Annotated in this window: 21 protein-coding genes and 1 tRNA gene; 17 read left to right on the top strand and 5 right to left on the bottom strand. The window is 69.5% G+C overall.

Annotation, left to right across the window (positions count from 1 at the left end):
- The first annotated feature begins 7 nt into the window (after positions 1 to 7).
- The 14 genes from ACPW96_RS05155 to der all read left to right on the top strand — a co-directional run bounded on the left by ACPW96_RS05155 (position 8) and on the right by der (position 14,912).
- Positions 8 to 1,708: a CTP synthase gene (locus tag ACPW96_RS05155; RefSeq protein WP_425882261.1), complete on the top strand. Its 1,701-nt coding sequence runs from the start codon at positions 8 to 10 to the stop codon at positions 1,706 to 1,708.
- Entirely contained in the window at positions 1,701 to 2,327 is a 627-nt protein-coding gene (locus ACPW96_RS05150) for an NUDIX domain-containing protein (protein ID WP_425882260.1), read from the top strand. Before ACPW96_RS05155 ends, ACPW96_RS05150 begins: the two co-directional genes overlap by 8 nt.
- 81 nt (positions 2,328 to 2,408) lie before the next feature.
- Complete coding sequence (gene xerD, locus ACPW96_RS05145; RefSeq protein ID WP_425882259.1) at positions 2,409 to 3,308, top strand: site-specific tyrosine recombinase XerD; 900 nt, start codon at positions 2,409 to 2,411, stop codon at positions 3,306 to 3,308.
- Between the two features lie 101 nt (positions 3,309 to 3,409).
- Positions 3,410 to 4,381 carry a hypothetical protein gene (locus ACPW96_RS05140; protein ID WP_425882258.1) on the top strand — a complete coding sequence of 324 codons (972 nt, stop codon included), beginning with the start codon at positions 3,410 to 3,412 and terminating at the stop codon, positions 4,379 to 4,381.
- On the top strand, positions 4,378 to 6,075 hold the full coding sequence (locus ACPW96_RS05135) for a hypothetical protein (protein WP_425882257.1): 1,698 nt from the start codon (positions 4,378 to 4,380) through the stop codon (positions 6,073 to 6,075). Before ACPW96_RS05140 ends, ACPW96_RS05135 begins: the two co-directional genes overlap by 4 nt.
- Positions 6,072 to 6,770, top strand: coding sequence for an ABC transporter ATP-binding protein (locus ACPW96_RS05130; protein ID WP_425882256.1), 699 nt, complete (start codon positions 6,072 to 6,074; stop codon positions 6,768 to 6,770). Before ACPW96_RS05135 ends, ACPW96_RS05130 begins: the two co-directional genes overlap by 4 nt.
- On the top strand, positions 6,767 to 8,086 hold the full coding sequence (locus ACPW96_RS05125; protein WP_425882255.1) for an ABC transporter permease: 1,320 nt from the start codon (positions 6,767 to 6,769) through the stop codon (positions 8,084 to 8,086). Before ACPW96_RS05130 ends, ACPW96_RS05125 begins: the two co-directional genes overlap by 4 nt.
- Positions 8,087 to 8,244: 158 nt before the next feature.
- Positions 8,245 to 9,078 (top strand): ParA family protein, encoded by an 834-nt coding sequence (locus ACPW96_RS05120; RefSeq protein WP_425818605.1) that lies wholly within the window; start codon positions 8,245 to 8,247, stop codon positions 9,076 to 9,078.
- Positions 9,062 to 9,895: a segregation and condensation protein A gene (locus tag ACPW96_RS05115; protein WP_425882254.1), complete on the top strand. Its 834-nt coding sequence runs from the start codon at positions 9,062 to 9,064 to the stop codon at positions 9,893 to 9,895. The genes ACPW96_RS05120 and ACPW96_RS05115 overlap by 17 nt, the downstream gene beginning before the upstream one ends.
- Positions 9,885 to 10,595, top strand: coding sequence for an SMC-Scp complex subunit ScpB (scpB, locus tag ACPW96_RS05110; protein ID WP_425882253.1), 711 nt, complete (start codon positions 9,885 to 9,887; stop codon positions 10,593 to 10,595). The genes ACPW96_RS05115 and scpB overlap by 11 nt, the downstream gene beginning before the upstream one ends.
- On the top strand, positions 10,592 to 11,446 hold the full coding sequence (locus ACPW96_RS05105; protein ID WP_425882252.1) for a pseudouridine synthase: 855 nt from the start codon (positions 10,592 to 10,594) through the stop codon (positions 11,444 to 11,446). Before scpB ends, ACPW96_RS05105 begins: the two co-directional genes overlap by 4 nt.
- Entirely contained in the window at positions 11,443 to 12,564 is a 1,122-nt protein-coding gene (locus tag ACPW96_RS05100; RefSeq protein ID WP_425817710.1) for a prephenate dehydrogenase, read from the top strand. The genes ACPW96_RS05105 and ACPW96_RS05100 overlap by 4 nt, the downstream gene beginning before the upstream one ends.
- 115 nt (positions 12,565 to 12,679) lie before the next feature.
- Positions 12,680 to 13,399 (top strand): (d)CMP kinase, encoded by a 720-nt coding sequence (gene cmk / locus ACPW96_RS05095; RefSeq protein ID WP_425882251.1) that lies wholly within the window; start codon positions 12,680 to 12,682, stop codon positions 13,397 to 13,399.
- Positions 13,389 to 14,912, top strand: a complete 1,524-nt coding sequence (gene der, locus ACPW96_RS05090; protein ID WP_425817713.1) for a ribosome biogenesis GTPase Der — start codon at positions 13,389 to 13,391, stop codon at positions 14,910 to 14,912. The genes cmk and der overlap by 11 nt, the downstream gene beginning before the upstream one ends.
- Before the next feature lie 25 nt (positions 14,913 to 14,937).
- Here the strand turns inward: der and ACPW96_RS05085 are convergent, their stop codons facing one another.
- Both ACPW96_RS05085 and ACPW96_RS05080 read right to left on the bottom strand, forming a co-directional pair.
- Positions 14,938 to 15,327 carry a hypothetical protein gene (locus ACPW96_RS05085; RefSeq protein WP_425882250.1) on the bottom strand — a complete coding sequence of 130 codons (390 nt, stop codon included), beginning with the start codon at positions 15,325 to 15,327 and terminating at the stop codon, positions 14,938 to 14,940.
- Between the two features lie 30 nt (positions 15,328 to 15,357).
- A complete protein-coding gene (locus ACPW96_RS05080) occupies positions 15,358 to 15,774 on the bottom strand; it encodes a GNAT family N-acetyltransferase (RefSeq protein WP_425817717.1) in 417 nt (138 codons plus the stop codon).
- 160 nt (positions 15,775 to 15,934) lie between these two features.
- On the opposite strand from ACPW96_RS05080, the gene ACPW96_RS05075 reads away from it, so the two are divergent.
- Positions 15,935 to 16,837 carry an NUDIX domain-containing protein gene (locus ACPW96_RS05075; RefSeq protein ID WP_425817719.1) on the top strand — a complete coding sequence of 301 codons (903 nt, stop codon included), beginning with the start codon at positions 15,935 to 15,937 and terminating at the stop codon, positions 16,835 to 16,837.
- Here the strand turns inward: ACPW96_RS05075 and ACPW96_RS05070 are convergent.
- Positions 16,834 to 17,217 carry an RNA-binding S4 domain-containing protein gene (locus ACPW96_RS05070; RefSeq protein ID WP_425882249.1) on the bottom strand — a complete coding sequence of 128 codons (384 nt, stop codon included), beginning with the start codon at positions 17,215 to 17,217 and terminating at the stop codon, positions 16,834 to 16,836. The two genes, ACPW96_RS05075 and ACPW96_RS05070, sit on opposite strands and share 4 nt — an antisense overlap.
- On the bottom strand, positions 17,214 to 17,909 hold the full coding sequence (locus tag ACPW96_RS05065; protein ID WP_425882248.1) for a lysoplasmalogenase family protein: 696 nt from the start codon (positions 17,907 to 17,909) through the stop codon (positions 17,214 to 17,216). Before ACPW96_RS05065 ends, ACPW96_RS05070 begins: the two co-directional genes overlap by 4 nt.
- A gap of 57 nt (positions 17,910 to 17,966) precedes the next feature.
- On the opposite strand from ACPW96_RS05065, the gene ACPW96_RS05060 reads away from it, so the two are divergent.
- Positions 17,967 to 19,145, top strand: coding sequence for a low temperature requirement protein A (locus ACPW96_RS05060; RefSeq protein ID WP_425882247.1), 1,179 nt, complete (start codon positions 17,967 to 17,969; stop codon positions 19,143 to 19,145).
- Here the strand turns inward: ACPW96_RS05060 and ACPW96_RS05055 are convergent.
- Complete coding sequence (locus ACPW96_RS05055) at positions 19,142 to 19,723, bottom strand: GNAT family N-acetyltransferase (protein ID WP_425882246.1); 582 nt, start codon at positions 19,721 to 19,723, stop codon at positions 19,142 to 19,144. The genes ACPW96_RS05060 and ACPW96_RS05055 overlap by 4 nt on opposite strands.
- 127 nt (positions 19,724 to 19,850) lie before the next feature.
- Here ACPW96_RS05055 and ACPW96_RS05050 point away from each other — a divergent pair.
- Positions 19,851 to 19,924 (top strand) — tRNA-Pro (locus ACPW96_RS05050).
- The last annotated feature ends 190 nt before the right edge of the window (positions 19,925 to 20,114 follow it).

Here is a 20,114-nt window from a genome sequence, read left to right as displayed (position 1 = left end):
AAAGCCCGTGACAGGTACTCCAGACGCGGACATTCAAAACGACACCTCCTCGACCACGAAGCACATCTTCGTAACCGGCGGTGTCGTTTCTTCATTGGGCAAGGGCCTCACCGCCGCAAGCCTCGGCAACCTGCTCACCGCGCGCGGTCTCCGCGTCGTCATGCAGAAGCTCGACCCCTACCTCAACGTGGACCCGGGAACGATGAACCCGTTCCAGCACGGCGAGGTCTTCGTGACCGACGACGGGGCGGAGACCGACCTCGACATCGGGCACTACGAACGGTTCCTCGACATCGACCTCAGCCAGGCGGCCAACGTCACGACGGGACAGATCTACTCGCAGGTCATCGCGCGCGAGCGCCGCGGCGAGTACCTCGGAGACACGGTGCAGGTCATCCCGCACATCACCGACGAGATCAAGCGGCGCATGCGCCTGCAGTCCACCGAGGACCCGCAGCCCGACGTCATCATCACCGAGATCGGCGGCACGGTCGGCGACATCGAGTCGCAGCCGTTCATCGAGTCCGCACGGCAGATCCGCCATGAACTGGGACGCAACAACGTCTTCTTCGTGCACGTGTCGCTCGTGCCGTTCATGGCCGCCTCCGGCGAGCAGAAGACCAAGCCGACGCAGCACTCCGTCGCCACGCTGCGCTCCATCGGCATCCAGCCCGACGCGCTCGTGCTGCGAAGCGATCGCCCCGTCACCGAATCGAACAAGCGCAAGATCGCGCTGATGTGCGACGTCGACGAAGAGGCCGTCGTCAACGCGGTCGATGTGCCGAGCATCTACGACATCCCGTCCATGCTCAACGAGCAGGGTCTGGATGCCTACATCGTCCGTGCGCTCGGGCTGTCGAAGGCGAACGAGGTCGACTGGTCGCGCTGGAGCAGGGTTCTGCAGGCGGTGCACAACCCCAAGCACGAGGTCACGATCGGGCTGGTCGGCAAGTACATCGACCTGCCGGATGCCTACCTGTCTGTCACCGAAGCGCTGAAGGCCGGCGGGTTCGCGCAGGAGACGCACGTGGCGATCCGCTGGATCCCCTCGGACCTCTGCCAGACGCCGGAGGGCGCGGAGAAGGCCCTCGCCGATGTCGACGGGATCTGCGTACCGGGTGGCTTCGGCATCCGGGGCATCGAGGGCAAGCTCGGCGCGCTGCGCTTCGCCCGCGAGCAGGGCATTCCTACGCTCGGCCTGTGCCTCGGCCTGCAGTGCATGGTGATCGAGTACGCACGACACGTCGCAGGACTCGACGGCGCGTCATCCAGCGAATTCGACCCCGACACCACCGCGCCGGTCATTGCGACGATGGCCGAGCAGGTCGAGATCATCGCGGGCGGGGACCTCGGCGGCACGATGCGTCTCGGTCTCTACCCTGCCGATCTGGCGGACGGCTCCCTCGCGGCGGAGGTGTACGGCTCCAACAACGTGTCGGAGCGGCACCGCCACCGGTACGAGGTGAACAACTCCTACCGCGACACGCTCTCGTCCTCCGGCCTCGTGTTCTCCGGCCTCTCGCCCGACCGCAACCTCGTGGAGTACGTCGAGCTGCCGCGCGACGTGCACCCGTATTACATCGCCACCCAGGCACACCCCGAGCTGCGCTCGCGGCCGACTGATCCGCATCCGCTCTTCCGCGGACTGGTGGCCGCCGCCGTGGAGCGTCACCGTTCGAGCGAGCTCTTCGACGTGCCCAATGGCTGACCCGCTCGGCGAGCCGGGCACGGAAGCGCTCCGTGACGAGCCGCTCGCGGTCGACGTGCTCTCCAGCGATGTCGCGTTCGAGGGCCGGGTCTGGGACATCCGCTCGGACACCTTCCTCTACAACGGGAAGCGCGTCGTGCGTGATTACGTGGACCACACCGGCGCCGTGGCGATCGTCGCTCTCGACGAGGAGGGCCGGGTGCTGCTGATCCAGCAGTACCGGCACCCGATCGGGCACCGGGACTGGGAGATTCCGGCGGGATTGCTGGATGTGGACGAGGAGCCGCCAGCCGAGACCGCCAAGCGGGAGCTCGCCGAGGAGGTGGATCTCATCGCGTCGGACTGGGAGCCGCTGGTCAGCGTCTTCTCGACCCCCGGCGGCAGCAACGAGGTCATACACCTCTACCTCGCCAGGGGACTCTCCGCGGCGCCGCATGTGCACGTCCGCGAAGAGGAGGAGGTGGACATCCGGATCGAGTGGGTGCCGCTGGCGGATGCCGTGACGGCCGTGCTCGAGGGCCGGATGCGCAATGCGATCCTCATCATGGGCGTGCTGACGGCGGCCGAGCGCCTTCGCCGCGTGCCGGGGGATCCTTCGGCCGAGACCGCCGCCCGCTGACATGCCGCGCGCCTGCGATGCGACGGGCCTGCGGTGGGGCACGCCTGACATGCGACCGACCTGACATGCGATTGACCTGACGTGCGATTGAACAAGGCGGTGGACGCCTACCTGCGCCACATCACGATCGAGCGCGGACTCTCGGACCATACGGTCGCCGCGTACCGCCGCGATCTGGCCGGGTACACCGACTGGCTGACCGCGCAGGGCGTGGAGGACACCGGCGCCGTGACACCCGCCATGGTGGCTGCGTTCGCGGCGGAGCGGGCTTCGGCGGAACCGCCGGCCGCGGCATCCAGCCTCGCCCGCCTCCAGTCATCCGTGCGGGGGCTGCACCGCTTCCTCGTGCGGGAGGGCTTCGCGGACGAGGACCCGTCGGGCCGCCTGAGGCCTCCCAAGGCTGCGCAGCGTCTGCCCAAGGCGCTGACGGTCGATCAGGTCGAGGCGCTGCTGGGCGCTCCGAGCGACGATCTCGTCGGGCTGCGCGATCGTGCGCTGCTCGAGCTGCTGTACGCCACCGGCGCCCGAGTGTCGGAAGTGGTGCAGCTGGATGTCGACGACCTCGCCCAGGGTGAGGTCGTGCGGCTGCGCGGCAAGGGCTCGAAAGAGAGGATCGTGCCCGTCGGCTCCTACGCGCGGGCGGCGATCGAGGCGTACCTGACGCGGGCACGGCCGGAGTTCGCCGCGAGGGGAAGCGCGACCCCCCGGCTGTTCCTCGGCGCACGGGGAGCGCCACTGTCTCGACAGAGCGCGTGGCTCGTCATCCGGGCAGCAGCGAACGCAGCCGACCTGACGGCGCACGTCTCGCCGCACACCCTGCGGCACTCGTTCGCGACCCACCTGCTGCAGGGCGGCGCCGACGTGCGGGTGGTGCAGGAGCTGCTGGGCCACGCGTCCGTGGCGACGACGCAGATCTACACGCACGTGTCGGTGGACGCGCTGCGGGATGTCTACGCCAGCTCACATCCGAGGGCCCGCTGATCATTCTCAAGGATGATGTGTCGCGTTGGGGCGGACACTTAGGCTGAGGGCAGCCGGCATCGGAGCCGGCAGTCAACTCGACGATTCGGAGTCCCCCCACCGTGTCACGTTCCTTCGCCGCGCTCGCGTGCGCACCTCTGCTGGCCCTCGCACTTGTCCTCGCCGGGTGCGGTGCGGATCCTGGCCCGGACAGCGCCCCGGATCCCGCCGACTCGCCTCTTTCGAAGTACATGATGGCCGTCTACGGCCAGAGCGGCGACGAGGAGGACTGGCAGAAGCAGGCGATCGAGGACAACAAGAAGACGGAGGAGCTCGTCGCCCAGTGCATGAACGAGGAGGGCTTCGAGTACATCCCGCAGACCAACAACATGTCGTTCGACGCCGGCACCGAGTGGAAGCCGGAATCGGAGGAGTGGGTCGCCGAGTACGGCTATGGCGCCGTGAACTGGCCGGGTCGGGACGACGCGAATGAGCAGGAACAAGTGGAGGATCCGAATCAGGACTACCTGACGGGCCTTTCCGAGTCGGAGCAGATGGCGTACTCCGAGTCGCTGTGGGGCCCTCAGCCGGCCGAGGAGGATCTCGCCGAGGACGGCTCGTACAGCCCCACCTGGGAGGAACAGGGGTGCTACGGCTGGGCATCGCACGAGATCCGCGGGGATGACCCGATGCAGCTCGAAGAGCACAAGCCGTTGATGGACGCCCTGCAGACCTTCTGGCAGAAGCAGTCGACCGCGCCGGAGCTGAGCGAAGTGGATGCCGAATGGGCGGATTGCATGGCGGACGGCGGTCACGGAGGCTTCGCTCAGCAGGCCGACGCGCAGAACTCCATCCAGGACGAGATGAACCAGTACTACGAATCGCAGACGGAGTACGTCGAGAACGACCCTGAGCTCGAGGAGATCGGTGAGAGGGAGATCGCGCTGGCGCTCGTCGATCTCGAGTGCCGCGAGAAGACCGACTACCGCGCGAAGGCGGCGGAGATCCAGTTCGAACTCGAGGAGAAGTTCATCGCCGATCACAAGGCGGAACTCGACGCACTCAAGGCGGACGCCGAACAGGGTCGGAAGTGACGCCGACGGCGCCAGGGCACGACACGCCGACGGGCCGGACCCCCGGGGACGATGCGCCGACGGGCCAGACCGATGCGAACGACGTGCCGACGGGTCGGGACGATCCGAGCGACGCCACGGAGTTCGATACCCTCCTCGCCGAGCCGCCGGCAGACACGGGAGAGGCCGGCTCGACGAGCCGCGTGTCGGGGTGGCGCCGCGTGTTCCGGGGGAATCGGACCCTGTGGATCGTGGCATCGGTCGCGGTCCTGAGCCTGGTCGCCGGGCTGCTGATCGGTCGCTTCGTCGTGTCGCCGGCCGATGCGGCCGCGAACGCCCAGGCGCCGGAGGCGGGGCTGATCACGGTGCCCGTCGAGCTGGGTGAGCTCAGCAACGACGTCACCATCCGCGGGGACGTGGGCTACGCGGATGCCGTGGAGGTGACGATCGACGCCGCGGACATCGGGGGTGCGGCCGTCGTGACGGGGCAGGTTCCGGCGGCCGGAGCGGTCTTCGGGCCGCTCGCGATCGCGCTCGAGGTCGTCGGCCGGCCGGTCATCGTGCTTCCGGGCGAGCTGCCCGCCTACCGTACGCTGCGCGTCGGGGTGTCGGGCCCCGACGTGCTGCAGTTCAAGCAGGCCATGGCGGCGGTCGGGATCAACGCCGGGGACGTCGACTCGAACGTCTTCGACGCCGCGGCGGCCGGCGCCGTGGGGGCGCTGTACGACGCCGTCGGATATCCGGCGCCGGCTCCGGCGGAGGGCTCGGCCGATGCCGTGCGCGCCGCCGAAGAGGGTGTCCGCTCCGCCGATCAGGCGATCCAGGCCGCGCGAGCGGAACTGAACCGGGCGGGAGGCGGTGCCTCTCCGGTGGAGCTCCGCGAAGCCGACAACGCCATTTCCAGCGCCAAGCGCCAGTTGGCGACCGCGCAGGCGCAGGTTCCGCCGGATCCCGACCAGATCGCGGATCTGCAGGACGCGCTCGGGCTGGCGATCCTCCGTCGGGAGCAGCTCTCGCTCCCTCCGGACACCAGCGGTCAGCAGGCGGCGCTGGATTCGGCTCGCGCCCAGCGGGACGCGGCGGTCGCCGGGCTGGAAAAGGCACGGGAGGAGGGGCTGTCGTACCTGCCCGCCAGTGAGGTGCTGTACCTGACCCAGCTTCCCCGCCGTGTGGACAACGTGACCGTGGCCCGTGGCGACGTGCTCTCCGGTGCCGCGATGACGGTGTCCGGCGCGGACGTGCAGGTGTCGGCCTCGGCGGCCGAAGCCGATGCGAGCCTCCTCGCCGTCGGGGCCGAAGCGTCGTTCGAGCTTCCCGACGGCACCCCGCACCGAGCGGTGGTGGCGAAGATCGAGCCGCCGGGCGCCTCCTCGGGCGAGGGGGGCGCGGCGCCGTCGTCCCGGTGGTCGCTCACGCTGCAGCCGGACCCGCTCACGCCAGAGCAGATCTCCGCACTGCAGGGGCAGAACGTCCGTGTCACGATCCCCGTGGGATCGACGCAGGGCGAGGTGCTGTCGGTGCCGCTTGCGGCGCTCACCGCAGGACCCGGCGGCGAGTCGCGGGTCGAGGTCGTCGTCGGCGATCCGAAGGACGGCAAGGGCGCCGAGACGCGCCTGGTGGTGGTGGAGACGGGTCTCGCCGCCGCCGGATACGTCGAGGTGGCCGCGCTGGATGACGAGCTCGCCCAGGGCGATCTCGTCGTGGTCGGTCAGTGACGATCGTCGCGGAGGGGGTGCTGACGCCGCTCGTGGAGCTGCGGGACGTCACCCGGTCCTTCGTCGGGCCGCCGGAGGTGCAGGCACTCAAGGGGGTCAACCTCTCGGTGCTGCCGGGAGACTACATCTCCATCGTGGGCCCCAGCGGTTCGGGCAAGTCGACCATGCTCAACATCCTCGGGCTGCTCGACAGACCGAGCGTCGGGGAGTACCGGCTGGCGGGTGCTCTCACGGCGGAGCTCAGCGAGGATGACCGAGCCGCCGTGCGCGCCACCTCCATCGGCTTCGTCTTCCAGGCGTTCCACCTGATGCCGCAGCGCTCCGTGCTCGACAACGTGCTGATGCCCATGCTCTACAGCGGGGTGCCGCGCGGCGAACGGGAGGCTCGGGCGCGCGGGGCACTCGATCGCGTCGGACTGAGTCACCGCGTCGATTTCATGCCCGGCACGCTGTCCGGAGGCGAGAAGCAGAGGGTCGCCGTGGCGCGGGCGGTGGTCAGCGGGCCGCGCATGCTGCTCGCCGACGAGCCCACCGGAAACCTCGACGGCACGACATCCGGCGAGGTGATGGGGCTCTTCGAGGAGCTGAATGCGGACGGCCTCACTCTCATCGTGATCACGCACGACGCAGCGGTCGCGGAGCGGGCGGCGCGAACGATGCGGATCGCCGACGGGCGATTGAGCGAGGTCGCATGACGGACCGGATGCGGCCGCTGCGGCCGCCCTCACGCTCCCGTGCGACCACGACGGCGTCCGATCGACCGGCGGCGGAGCTGCTGGGAAGGGATATCGCCCGGCGGGACCGCTTCACGTTCCAGGATCTCGTCGTCGAAGCCACCTCCGGCATCGGAGGGCGTCCGGCGCGCCTGGTCATGACCACGCTGGGAACTGTGCTGGGGATCGCGGCGCTGGTGATGACGATCGGCTTCGCTCAGACGGCGGCCCGTCAGATCGCCAGCCAGTTCGACGCCGTCGCAGCGACCCAGGTCGTGATCACCCCCGGCGACACCCGCACCGCCACGGGCGAGAGCGTTGCGACGGCCCGGCTGCCGTGGGACGCACCCGACCGGGTCGGCCGCCTCGCCGGGGTCGAGGCAGCAGGACTGATCGGCGAGGTCCCGCTCGCTGACCTGACGATCACGGCCGTGCCGGTGAACGATCCGTCCGCGGCGAGCACGGCACCGCCTCCGCTCCTCGCGGTGTCGGGCGGACTGCTCGACGCCGTGCGCGGAACGGTCGTGACGGGGCGCTCCTTCGACGAGGGGCACGATGCGCGCGGAGACCGGGTCGCCGTTCTCGGCGCCCGTGTTGCGGAACGTCTCGGCATCGCCCGCGTCGACCGTCAGCCCTCCATCTTCATCGGAGGCATCGCCTACGCGGTGATCGGCGTCGTGGATGACATGCAGCGCCGACCCGACCTGAAAGACGCGGTCATCGTGCCGATCGGAGCCGCCCGCAACGACTTCGACCTCGGGAGCGTCGAGGAACTGCAGGTGCGGATCGCGCCGGGCGCGGGAACGCAGATCGGCCGGCAGGCGCCGATCGCCCTGGATCCGAACGCTCCGGAGAACTTCGATGTCGTCGCTCCGGCGTCGGGTTCCGACCTCAGCGCCGACGTGCAGGCCGATGTTAACGTGGTCTTCCTCATCCTCGGAGGGATAGCACTCTTGGCGGGCGGACTGGGAATCGCGAACGTCACATCGCTGTCGGTGATGGAACGGGTCGGAGAGATCGGGCTTCGCCGCGCACTCGGGGCCCGGAGGCGGCAGATCGCCGCGCAGTTCATGCTCGAATCGGTGATCATCGGCCTGCTCGGCGGGCTCATCGGCTCATCCCTCGGAGTGCTGGCGGTCGTGACGCTCTCGCTGAGCCAGCAGTGGACTCCGGTTCTCGATCCGCTGATGGCCATCGGGGCGGCGCTTCTGGGCGCCGTGGTCGGGCTCGCCGCGGGTGGGCTGCCCGCTCGTCGTGCGGCGCGCATCGAGCCCATCACCGCGCTCCGAGGATCATGACGGCCCACCGACATCGACGGCCCGGCCGCGAGGCTCCGCGAGTGATCTGCGCCGGTCGCTAGAATCGAACGAGCGGACTGAAAGTGGGAGTGCCGGTGGCTGGCAGCGCGACGAAGAGCAAGGCGAAAGCGTCGAATGCGGACGACGGCGCAGAGCTGATGGGGCCGACCGGTCGTCCGTATCACGGGTTCCCGACCCCGCCGCCGCTTGATGGCCACGGCCCTGCGCGCATCATCTCGCTGTGCAACCAGAAGGGTGGCGTCGGCAAGACGACGACGACCATCAACCTCGCCGCCGCGCTCGCCGAATACGGCCGCAAGGTGCTGGCGGTGGACTTCGACCCGCAGGGAGCCCTCTCCGCCGGGCTCGGCATCCAGACCCACGACGTGCCGACGATCTACGATCTGCTGCTCGACGGCAAGCGGGACCCCTACGAGGTCATCGTGCCGACCTCCGTCGAGGGGCTCGACATCCTGCCCGCCAACATCGACCTCTCGGCGGCCGAAGTGCACCTCGTGAACGAGGTCGCACGCGAGACCATCCTTTCGCGCGTGCTGCGCAAGGTGGCGCCCGACTACGACGTGATCCTCATCGACTGCCAGCCCTCGCTCGGCCTGCTCACCGTCAACGCCCTGACGGCTAGCCACGGAGTCGTGATTCCCCTCGAGTGCGAGTTCTTCGCCCTCCGAGGCGTCGCCCTGCTGATCGAGACGATCGACAAGGTTCGCGACCGGCTCAATCCGACGATCCAGCTCGACGGCGTGCTCGCGACCATGTACGACCCTCGCACTCTGCATTCGCGTGAGGTGCTCGAGCGGGTGGTGGATGCGTTCGGCGACGACGTGCTCGAGACGGTCATCGGACGCACCGTCAAGTTCCCCGACGCATCGGTCTCGGGGATGCCCATCACCGAATTCGCGCCCGAGCACCCGGCCGCCCAGGCCTACCTGCGGCTGGCGCGGGAGCTGGTCGCCCGTGGCGCCGTCGCCTGACGAAGCGCGGTCCCTGAGCGAGCGCGACGCGCCGGACGAAGGATTCCGCGTCTCGCTGGGGAACTTCGACGGGCCGTTCGACCTCCTTCTCAACCTGATCTCCAAGCACGAGCTCGACATCACGGAGGTCTCACTCAGCAAGGTGACGGACGAATTCATCGCCTACCTGAGCGACCTCGGTCCGGACGAGGAGCTGGAACAGGCATCCGAATTCCTGGTCGTCGCCGTCACGCTGCTCGATATGAAGGTCGCGGGGCTGCTCCCCCAGGGCGAATTGGTGGATGCCGAATCCGTCGCGCTGCTGGAGGCGCGGGATCTGCTCTTCGCCCGCTTGCTGCAGTACCGCGCATTCAAGGACGTGTCGACGTGGTTCGCCCGCCGCCTCGGCGCCGAAGACACCCGGCACGCACGCACCGTGCCGCTCGAGGAGAAATTCCGCCGGCGCGTTCCGGAGCTGGTATGGACACTGACGGCCGACGACTTCGCCGCCCTCGCCCTGCTGGCGATGACGCCGCGCGAGATCCCGCACGTCGGCCTGGACCACCTGCATGCCCCGCTCATCAGCATCCGCGAACAGGCGGCCATCGTCGTGACCCTGCTGCGGGGGAGGGATTCCCTCTCGTTCCGAGAGCTGATCGCGGGCGTGGCGGAGGCGGGGGTCGTCGTCGCGCGCTTCCTTTCGGTGCTCGAGCTGTACCGCCACGCCGCCCTGTCCTTCGAGCAGCTCGAGCCGCTCGGGGAGCTCACGCTTCGCTGGACCGCAGAGCACTGGTCCGAAGACACACTCGCCACCTTGGGAGCCGACTATGACCGATGACGACGCTTCGACAGGCTCAGCGACCGGAGGGGACGGCACGGTGTCCGGAGGGGACGGCACGGCGACCGGAGGGGACGGCACGGCGACCGGAGGGGACGGCACGGCGACCGGAGGGGACGGCACGGCGACCGGAGGGAGGGCGACGACGGATGTTGCACGTCGACTGGAGGCGATCCTGCTGATCGTCGACGAACCACAGAGCCTCGTCAGCCTGGCCACCGCGGTCGCGGCGCCCGTCGCCGCGGTACGACAGGCCGTCGAGTCGCTCGTCGAGGACTACGACGGACTCGCGGGCGGACCACGTCGCGGCTTCGAACTCCGCGAGGTGGGCGGCGGCTGGCGGATGTACGTGCGCGCCGAGCACGATGATTTGGTCTCGGAGTTCGTGAACTCCCAGGCGCCGTCGCGTCTCTCTCAGGCGGCGCTGGAGACGCTCGCGGTCATCGCCTACAAGCAGCCCGTGACCCGTGGGCAGGTGGCGTCCATCCGGGCCGTCAACGTCGACTCCGTCGTTCGCACGCTTCTCGGACGCGGGCTGATCACGGAACTGTTCACCGACTCCGAGACCGGAGCGATCAACTACGGCACGACGGATGCGCTGCTGGTGAACCTCGGCATCAACTCGCTCGATGAGCTGCCGCCGATCTCTCCGCTCCTGGATGACGGCGCCGACGGCTTCGATGAGATGGTGGCGCGATGAGCGACGACGGCGCTTCAACAGGCTCAGCGACCGGTGGTGGCTCAGCGACCGGGGGCGGGCCGGAGGGCGTGCGCCTGCAGAAAGTGCTGGCCAATGCGGGCGTGGCTTCGCGCCGCGTATCGGAAGACCTGATCGTGCAGGGGCGCGTGCGCGTCAACGGCGTGGTCGTGACGGAGCTCGGCAACCGCATCGACCCCGAGACCGACACCGTCGACGTCGATGGCACGGCGATCCAGCTCGACACGTCGAAGCGCTACGTCATGCTGAACAAGCCGACCGGCGTGGTCAGTTCGATGAAGGACGACCGCGGCCGGCGCGACCTGAGGGACTTCACGCAGGACTGGGACGAGCGCCTCTACAACGTCGGCCGATTGGATGCCGATACCAGCGGGCTGCTGATCCTGACGAACGACGGCGAGCTCGCGCATGTGCTCGCCCACCCGTCGTTCGGGGTCACGAAGGTCTACATCGCGAAGGTCGAGGGGCGCGTCACCGCGCAGACCATCGCCAGACTGACCCGCGGCGTCGAGCTGGAGGACGGGCCGATCGCAGCGGACAAGGCACGGCTTCTCGACGCTTCGACGAGCTCAGCGACCGGAGGCGGGACGAGCCTCGTCGAGCTCACCCTGCACTCCGGGCGCAACCGGATCGTGCGCCGCATGATGGCCGAGGTCGGGCATCCGGTGATCGAGCTCGTGCGCCGGCAGTTCGGGCCCCTTCACCTGGGAACCCTCCCAGTGGGGAAGGCACGCGAGTTGACTAAGGTGGAACGCGGCGCGCTTCTGACTTTGTCGCGCCAAGAGCCCGCTGATGACGGGACTCAGGGGGATTCGCGGCAGGAGGCCGAGTGAGCGATCACGCACGATCACGCGAGGGTGTGGCACCTCGCGTTTCGGGGACCGTGCGCATCGTCGGCGCCGGCCTGCTCGGCGCCAGCATCGGGCACGCCCTGAGAGCTCGCGGCGTCGATGTCGTGCTCGATGACACCTCTCCGTCGCAGCTGCGCCTCGCGATCGACTACGGGGCGGGCCGGGCCGCTGCCGCCCACGACGCACCATCGCTCATCGTCGTGGCCGTTCCGCCGGATGTCACCGCAGACGTGATCGAGCGCGAGCTCGCTCGCTTTCCGGACGCGGTGGTGACGGATGTCGCCAGCGTCAAGCTCGAGCCGCTGCACGCGCTGCGCGCCCGCGGCGTGGACCTCACCCACTACATCGGCTCGCATCCCATGGCTGGCCGCGAACGCGGCGGCGCCATCTCGGCGCGCGCGGACATCTTCGTCGGGCGCCCCTGGGTGGTCTGCCGCGATGAGGAGACCCCGGCATCCGATCTCGCCCTCGTCGAGGCTCTGGCGCTGGAACTGGGCGCGACCCCGATCGAGATGACCCCGGAAGACCACGACAAGTCGGTCGCGTTGGTCTCGCATGTTCCGCAGCTCGTGGCGAGCCTGCTCGCCGCCCGGTTCGTAGAGGCACCGGATGACTCGCTGAGGCTCGCTGGTCAGGGCGTGCGCGACACGACCCGGATCGCGTCATCCGCGCCCGAGCTGTGGGTGCAGATCCTCGGCGCGAATGCCCAGCCCGTCGTCCACGTGCTCGATGATCTCGCCGCGGATCTCGCCGGAGTCGCCACCGCGCTGCGTGCCCCGGATGCTCCCGGCTCGCGCCGCGCGGTCGCCGACACGATCCGCCGCGGCAATGAAGGGGTCGAGAGGCTTCCGGGCAAGCACGGCCAGAACCGCCGCTTCGAGCAGCTCGTCGTGATGGTCGATGACACACCCGGCCAGCTCGGACGCCTGTTCGGCGAGCTCGGCGAACTCGAGGTGAACGTCGAAGACCTGCGCCTCGAGCACTCGCCCGGCGCCCAGTTCGGCCTCGCCGAGATCAGTGTCGTCCCCTCGGCGGTCCGACGGGCGCAAGAAGGACTCTCAGAACGCGGATGGCGGATTGCGAGCACCACGAATGACTGACCCTTCGACAGGCTCAGGGACCGAGCCGGGCTCAGGGACCGAGCCAGGCTCAGGGACCGAGCCAGGCTCAGGGACCGAGCCAGGCTCAGGGACCGAGCCAGGCTCAGGGACCGACGTGCCCGGCCTCACCCATCCGCCGTCGTCGCCGTACATCATCGCCATCGACGGCCCCGCGGGAAGCGGCAAGTCCAGCGTTTCGAAGGCCGTCGCGAGGCGACTGGGCCTCGGCTTCCTCGACACCGGCGCCGCATACCGCGCTCTTGCGTGGCATGTCCTCGCGCACGGCGCGGACACCTCCGATTCGTCCGCGGTCGTCGATGCGGCCGGCGACTTCGACGTGCAGCTCTCCCTCGATCCCGACGACTTCTGGGTGAGAGTCGGCAGAACCGACGTCACGGCGGCCATCCGTGAGCCGCGCGTCACCGAGGCCGTCAGCGGCGTCGCGCGCGTGCCCGCCATCCGACGCAGCATCAACACCTTCTTCCGCGCGCTCGTCGCGGCGGCCGATGCCCGGGGAGTCGTCGTCGAGGGTCGCGACATCACGACGGTCGTCGCTCCCGACGCGCCTGTGCGCGTGCTGCTGACCGCGGCGCCCGAGGTGCGCGCCGCCCGCCGGGCCAGAGAATTGACCACACAGGATGCCTCGGCCGTGGCCGATGCGCTGCACCGGCGCGACGCATCCGACTCGACGGTCGTCGACTTCCTCACCGCCGCCCCCGGCGTGCAGGTCGTGGACTCGACCGAACTGGACTTCGATCAGACCGTATCCGCGGTGATCGACGTCGTTGACCGCACGCTCGGCGTGCATGAAGCAGGAGGCCCGGATGGGCGCTGAAGAAGAGTACGAGGGTGGGCCGGACCAGCTCGCCGACAAGCTGGCCGACCTCGACGAGGAGCTCGCCGAGCAGCGGGCGTCCGCACTGCGGGCGGGCCTCGAGGACTACGAGCTGGATGAGGAGGATGCCGCGCTGCTGGCCGGCGTCGAACTCGGCGAAGACGGCATCCAGTTCCTTCCCGCGCTGCCCGTCGTGGCGATCGTCGGCCGCCCGAACGTCGGCAAGTCCGCGCTGGTGAACCGCATCCTCGGCCGCCGGGAGGCCGTCGTGGAGGACACCCCCGGTGTCACCCGCGACCGCGTCACCTACAAGGCCGAGTGGATGGCGCGCCGCTTCTCGCTCGTCGACACCGGCGGCTGGGAGCCCGACGCCCGGGGCATCGATGCGTCGGTCGCCGCGCAGGCCGAGGTCGCGATCGACCTCTGCGACGTCGTGCTGTTCGTCGTCGATGCGATGGTCGGCGCCACCTCGACCGACGAGCACGTCGTCAAGCTGCTCCGCAAGAGCGGCAAGCCGGTCTTCCTCGTCGCGAACAAGATCGACGACGCCCGTCACGAGCCCGAGGCCGCCGCCCTCTGGAACCTGGGGCTCGGGGAACCGTATCCCGTCTCGGCGATCCACGGGCGCGGCGTCGCCGACCTGCTCGACGAGGTCATGAAGGTGCTGCCGGAGGTGTCGGCGGTCGCGAAGCACGAGATCGGCGGACCCCGCCGCGTCGCCATCCTCGGCCGGCCGAACGTGGGCAAGTCGTCGCTGCTGAACAAGGCCGCGGGCGAGGAGCGCGTCGTCGTGAACGAGCTCGCCGGCACAACGCGCGACCCGGTGGATGAAATCGTCGAACTCGGCGGCAAGCTGTGGCGCTTCGTCGACACCGCCGGCATCCGTCGCCGCGTGCACCTGCAGCAGGGCGCCGACTTCTACGCGTCGCTGCGTACGTCGGCCGCGCTCGAGAAGGCCGAAGTGGCCGTCGTCGTGATCGACGTGTCCGAGTCGATCAGCGAGCAGGATGTGCGCATCATCGACCTCGTGCTCGAGTCGGGCCGCGCGCTCGTGCTGGCATTCAACAAATGGGATCGCCTGGCCGACGACGACCTCGAGGGCGCCGATCGTCGCCGCTACCTCGAGCGCGAGATCGAACAGGACCTCGCGCACGTCGCGTGGGCGCCCCGCGTCAACATCTCCGCCCGCACCGGTCGTCACCTCGAACGGCTCGTGCCGGCGCTCGAGACGGCGCTCGAGTCGTGGGATCAGCGCATCCCGACCGGCAAGTTCAACGCCTTCCTCGCAGAGCTCGTGGCCGAGCATCCGCACCCGCTGCGTGGTGGCAAGCAGCCGCGCATCCTGTTCGGCACGCAGGCGGCCAGCCGCCCGCCGACATTCGTGCTGTTCACCACCGGATTCCTCGACCCCGGGTACCGCCGCTACGTGCAGCGTCGCCTGCGCGAGCTGTACGGCTTCGCTGGCACGCCGATCGTCATCAACATGCGGGTGCGCGAGAAGCGCACGCGCTGATCGGTCGCCGCGCTGGGCTGAGCATTCAGCTCAGCGCGATGAGGAGTGTGCAGGAGGCCAGCAACGCGCAGGTGGGCGTCATCGTGTAGCGCTCGGGCTTGCTGCGGGAGACGCCGTTGGCCAGGATGCCGAGCGTGAAGTAGCCGAAGATGAACCAGGTCGCGACCGCCTCGACCTGCTCGCCGGGGAAGATGTCGATCGCGCCGGCCCGGTCGAGCAGCACCAGCGCGATCGCGGCGTAGATCACGATCGAGAAGGCGCTCGCGATGCGGAGCTTCGGCGGCAGCACGCGGTTCTTGCCGCCCCACACGAAGTGCCCGAGCGGCGCGCCGAACGCGACGGCGAGCTGCAGTGCGGCCAGGGCGGCGAGGATCGCCACGGCGATGAGGGCGGCGGGGAGAACGAGCGGGGGCACGAGGTCAGTCAAGCAGAATCGGGCAGGCGGTCACCGCATGTGCGGGGCCGCACGGCGCACCATCGTCGTCGCATCCGGTTCTTCGAAGCCGAACTGCGTGTAGAGCGTGTGCGCGTCGCCCGTGAAGAGCACCCACCGGAAGTCGCGACCGGGGCCCTCGTCGATCATCCGCGTCATCAGCCGCTTGCCGAGGCCGTTGCCTCGGTGCGCGGGCAGCACGAAGACATCGGCGAGATACGCGAAGGCGACGCCGTCGGAAACGGCCCGCGCGAAGGCGACGAGCGCTCCCTGCTCGTCGTACGCGGCGACGAGCCGCCACGCGGAATCGAGTTGCGCCTCGAGGTCTGCGCGGGAACGCCAGCGACCCCAGTAGGCGTCGGTCGACAGCCAGTCCCACACGACATCGCGCTGGACCCGCTCGGGATCGTCGTCGAGTTCGTACGTCATCGGCCTATTCTGCCGAGAGTCGCCGACACATGCCGCGTGCCGATCAGAACCCCGTGGCCTGGGGGCCGGGATGGGGCCCGAAGTGCGGTCCGCGGGCGTGGTGCATCGGTGGATGACGCGCCACGGGTCCGACTCGGCTCGCATGTGACAGGCTGAAGCGGTGACCATCGAGCCCCCCGTTCCCGGCGAACCGCGTCGGCCCACCGGGCCGCGGGACCCGGGTGACGCGTGGGTGGTCGCCGAGTCGGGGGAGCGGTACTGGGGGCGTTTCGGCGCCGCGGGGCTGCTGGCCCTCGACCCGGATCGCGGGGTGCTGCTGCAGCATCGGGTGTCATGGAGCCACTTCGGCGGCACGTGGGCACTGCCTGGGGGCGCCCGTCACGAGAAGGAGTCGGCGATCGCCGCGGCGCTCCGCGAGGCCGAGGAAGAGGCCGGTGTGCCGCACGAGGCGGTGCGTCCGCGATTCTCGAGCGTGCTCGACCTTGGCGTGTGGTCGTATGCGACGGTCGTCGCCGATGTGATCGAGCCCTTCGAGCCGGTCATCAGCGATCCGGAGAGCTACGCACTGGAGTGGACGCCGGTTCCCGACGTCGACGCCCAGCCGCTGCATCCGGCATTCGAGGAGGCCTGGGCAGGACTTCGAGAGCTGCTCGGCGTGCGACCCGCGATCGTCGTCGACGGCGCCAACGTCGTCGGCTCGGTGCCCGACGGCTGGTGGCGCGACCGGGCCGGCGCCGCCGCCCGGCTCAAGGACCGGCTCACGGCACTGTCCGCCGCCGGTGTGGACGCCGCGGCTCTGGGTCTCGCAGCGACGCACTGGTATCCCGAATGGACGCTCGTCGTCGAAGGGAAGGCGCGCGCGCTCGAAGACGGGGAAACGGGCATCGCGGTGGTTCGCGCGGACGGCGAGGGGGACGACACCATCGCCGAGGTGGCGGCCGGTCTCGTGCGCGACGGCCGCGCAGTCACCGTCGTCACGAGCGACCGCGGACTGACGGCGCGGGCGACGGATGCCGGTGCCTCGGTGCGCGGCGCCGGCTGGCTGCTCGACCTGCTGCCCTAGGGCCCGGAGCGCCCGCGCAGCTTCTCCATGTCCCGACGCTCGCGCTTCGTCGGTCGTCCGGCGCCACGGTCGCGGATCGGCACCATCGCGCGCTCCGTCAGCGGGGTAGGCGGGGGAGTCCGGTCTTCTGCCGCTTCGGCCACCAGCGCCGCGCCCACCCGCTTCACGATCAGCTTGCGCACGACGAGGATCCGGTCGAATCCGGCGATGCGCACGCGCAGCTCGTCGCCGATCCTCACCGGTTGCGCGGCCTTCGCCCGTTCGCCGTTCACCCGTACATGCCCTGCGCGGCATGCGGTGGTCGCGGCCGATCGCGTCTTGTAGACGCGCACCGCCCAGAGCCAGCTGTCGACGCGTGCGGACGTCGGTCCCTCCGTCACACGACCACCGCCCGCCGCCGCAGTGTGACGATCGCACCGGCCGCGATGAGGCCCTGGCCGAGCGTGTACGTGAGCATCACGAGCGGGCTCGTCCACCCCGGCATGGCGTCGGGCAGGAAGATGCGGAACGCGAGGACAGTGTCGGAGGCCAGAAAGAAGGCGCCTCCCCAGACGACCAGCGTATGACACCGTGCCGCGAGCGCGGCCGTGCCGCCGAGCACCAGGCCGTAGACGGCCACGGCGATCGACAGTCCGCCGAGGCTCGGCCACAGCACGAGCAGCAGCCCCAGCCACCACACGGCGTACACCGCGGCCCACCCGGGAAGAGCGCGCACCGCCAGGTGCTTCCAGAACAGGCAGATGTAGCAGAGGTGCGCCAGCCCGAAGAAGAGCAGCATCAGCGGCAGCGGATCGCCGGCGAAGGGGAAGAACGCACCCGCGCCGTCGCCCAGCCAGGAGAACGCGATCGCGAGGAGCAGCAGGGTGTATGGGGCGCCCCACGCGCCGCCGCGCCCACCCCACAGCACCGCCAGCGCGAGCGCCGGCATCAGCGTCAGCTTCGTGGGCGCGGCGACATCGTCGGAGCCGACCGCGAGGGCGACGACGTGAACGAGGGACAGCACGGCGTAGGGCGCGAAACCCCACCACAGCGGGCGCGTGGCTACCGCGGATGGCGCACGCACTGCGGACACGGCACTCCTTCAGGACGCTGGTGAGTGCACCCATCTTCCCACCGCCAGAATGGAGGCATGACCGACGTCATCAGCCGCATGGGCCTTCGCCGGATGTCGCCCAGGGACCAGCACGATCCGCACCGCGTCGCGACGCCGCTGGAGCTGCTCTTCGACCTCGTGTTCGTCGTGGCCGTGTCGCAGGCATCCATCAATCTCCACCACATGATCGCGGACGACCATGTGGGCGAGGGCGTCATTGCGTACATCATGGTGTTCTTCGCGATCTGGTGGGCGTGGATGAACTTCTCTTGGTTCGCCTCGGCGTTCGACACGGACGACTGGCTCTATCGCGTGACCACCATCGTGCAGATGACCGGTGTGCTGGTGCTGGCGGCCGGAGTGCATGACGCGATGGTCGACCAGAACTTCGCCACCGCCACGTGGGGCTACGTCATCATGAGGCTGGCCATGGTCGCACAGTGGCTTCGGGCCGCGGCATCCGACCCGTCATCCCGCCCCGCAGCCCTGCGCATGGCCGTCGGCATCGCGGCGGTGCAGGTGCTGTGGGTGGCGCGCATCTACCTGCTCGACGAGCAGTGGCAGTTCTGGAGCTTCTTCGCGCTGATGATCGCTGAGCTGCTGGTGCCCCTCTGGGCCGAGGCGCACGGCCGCACATCGTGGCACGCCCACCACATCGCCGAGCGGTACGGATTGTTCACCCTCCTCTTGCTCGGTGAGAGCCTGCTCGCGTCGGCGAACGCGATCATCGACGCCGTGGCCGAGGGGGAGCACGTTCCCGAGCTGCTCTGGCTCGCCGGGAGCGGCGTCGTGATCGCCGCGGGCATGTGGTGGGTGTACTTCGCACGCGATCAGGCCGACGGGCTCACCTCTGTACGTGCGGGGTTCACATTCGGATACCTGCACTACGTGATCTTCGCCGCGGCCGGCGCCGTCTCGGCGGGCGTCGAAGTGCAGATCGACGTGATCACCGAGCACGCGGAGGTGTCCCAGACCGTCGCCGGGCTCTCCCTGGCGATACCCGTCGCGCTGTTCGTCTTCGGAGTGTGGCTGGTGGCGCTGCGGCCCCGGATCACCCATGGCGCCTCGGCGGCGGTGCTCGGGGGCGCGGCGCTCATCGCGCTGGCCGGCCTCCTGCCCGCCGGGTCGGCAGGGGTCGTCGCTCTCGTGCTGGTCGCCGTCGTCGTGGTGCTCGAACGGGATGCCGCGGGCACTCGCACCCCCGTGAACTCCTAACGCAGCTCGAGCTGAACGATGGCGCGATCCGGTTTCGTGCGCGCCACTTCGGTGAAGCCAGCAGCCAGGAAAACCGAGAGCACCCCTCGGTACAGCTCGTTCGACGAGTGCTTCGCGGCCGTCGGGTCGATGGGGTACGCCTCGATCACCCGCGCCTTGCCCTTGCGGGCGTGCGCGATCGCCGCCTCGAGCAGCGCGGTCGTCAGACCGAGCCCCCGGTGCTCTTTGCGGACGACGAAGCACGATACCGACCACACCGACGGATCATCGAGGGCCTGGGCCGTCGCTCCCGCGATCTCGCGGGTTCGGGCGATGCGCACCTGCGGGACGCGCGGACCGACCCGAACCCACCCGGCAGCATCGCCGTCGGCATAGGCGATCAGGGCCGGCGGGGGACCGGCATCCAGCTCTCGCTGCAGCAGACGCTCGCGCTCATCCGTCGACAGCTTCTGGAACTCGGCGTTCGTGATCATCCACCACTGGCACTGGCAGCTGCGCCCGTCCCCGCCGCCGGTGAGGGCGTGCTCCGCGTCGTCGAACCGGTCGGCCGTCGCAGGTTCGATCGTGATCTTCGGCATGCACCGACGGTACTCGGATGCGGCGACATCCGACAGAATACGCCCGCCCGCGTTCGCGGCGGCTACGGCGAGCGGCTAAGATGGGGGAGTTGTCCGCGCTTCGGCACGGTCACGACAACTGAAGAATCGGGATGTGGCGCAGCTTGGTAGCGCACTTGACTGGGGGTCAAGGGGTCGCAGGTTCAAATCCTGTCATCCCGACCGGAAAGTCCCGGGAACCTAAGGGTTCCCGGGACTTCTTAGTTGGTGAGATGTGACCACGTCATCGCAATGCCATCGAATTGACCGCTCTCGACTCGCGATCGGCACGCTCGGCGAGATCGGGTTACTGCGGGCGGAGAACGGTCGCGTTGCGGCCAGAGCGCGCTTCAGAGACTTGAATTGTGCTCGG

It is taken from the genome of Micromonospora sp. DT81.3 (genome assembly GCF_049847225.1).
GTDB lineage: Bacteria > Actinomycetota > Actinomycetes > Actinomycetales > Microbacteriaceae > Microbacterium.
This window is presented reverse-complemented; position numbering and strand designations above follow the sequence as displayed.

Bases quoted from the DNA above. Each gene is read 5' to 3' on its own strand.
- ACPW96_RS05150 (WP_425882260.1), top strand. From the start codon at position 1,701: ATGGCTGACCCGCTCGGCGAGCCGGGCACGGAAGCGCTCCGTGACGAG.
- ACPW96_RS05125 (WP_425882255.1), top strand. From the start codon at position 6,767: ATGACGGACCGGATGCGGCCGCTGCGGCCGCCCTCACGCTCCCGTGCG.
- ACPW96_RS05120 (WP_425818605.1), top strand. From the start codon at position 8,245: ATGGGGCCGACCGGTCGTCCGTATCACGGGTTCCCGACCCCGCCGCCG.
- scpB (WP_425882253.1), top strand. From the start codon at position 9,885: ATGACCGATGACGACGCTTCGACAGGCTCAGCGACCGGAGGGGACGGC.
- ACPW96_RS05105 (WP_425882252.1), top strand. From the start codon at position 10,592: ATGAGCGACGACGGCGCTTCAACAGGCTCAGCGACCGGTGGTGGCTCA.
- der (WP_425817713.1), top strand. From the start codon at position 13,389: ATGGGCGCTGAAGAAGAGTACGAGGGTGGGCCGGACCAGCTCGCCGAC.
- ACPW96_RS05080 (WP_425817717.1), bottom strand. From the start codon at position 15,774: ATGACGTACGAACTCGACGACGATCCCGAGCGGGTCCAGCGCGATGTC.
- ACPW96_RS05060 (WP_425882247.1), top strand. From the start codon at position 17,967: ATGACCGACGTCATCAGCCGCATGGGCCTTCGCCGGATGTCGCCCAGG.
- ACPW96_RS05055 (WP_425882246.1), bottom strand. From the start codon at position 19,723: ATGCCGAAGATCACGATCGAACCTGCGACGGCCGACCGGTTCGACGAC.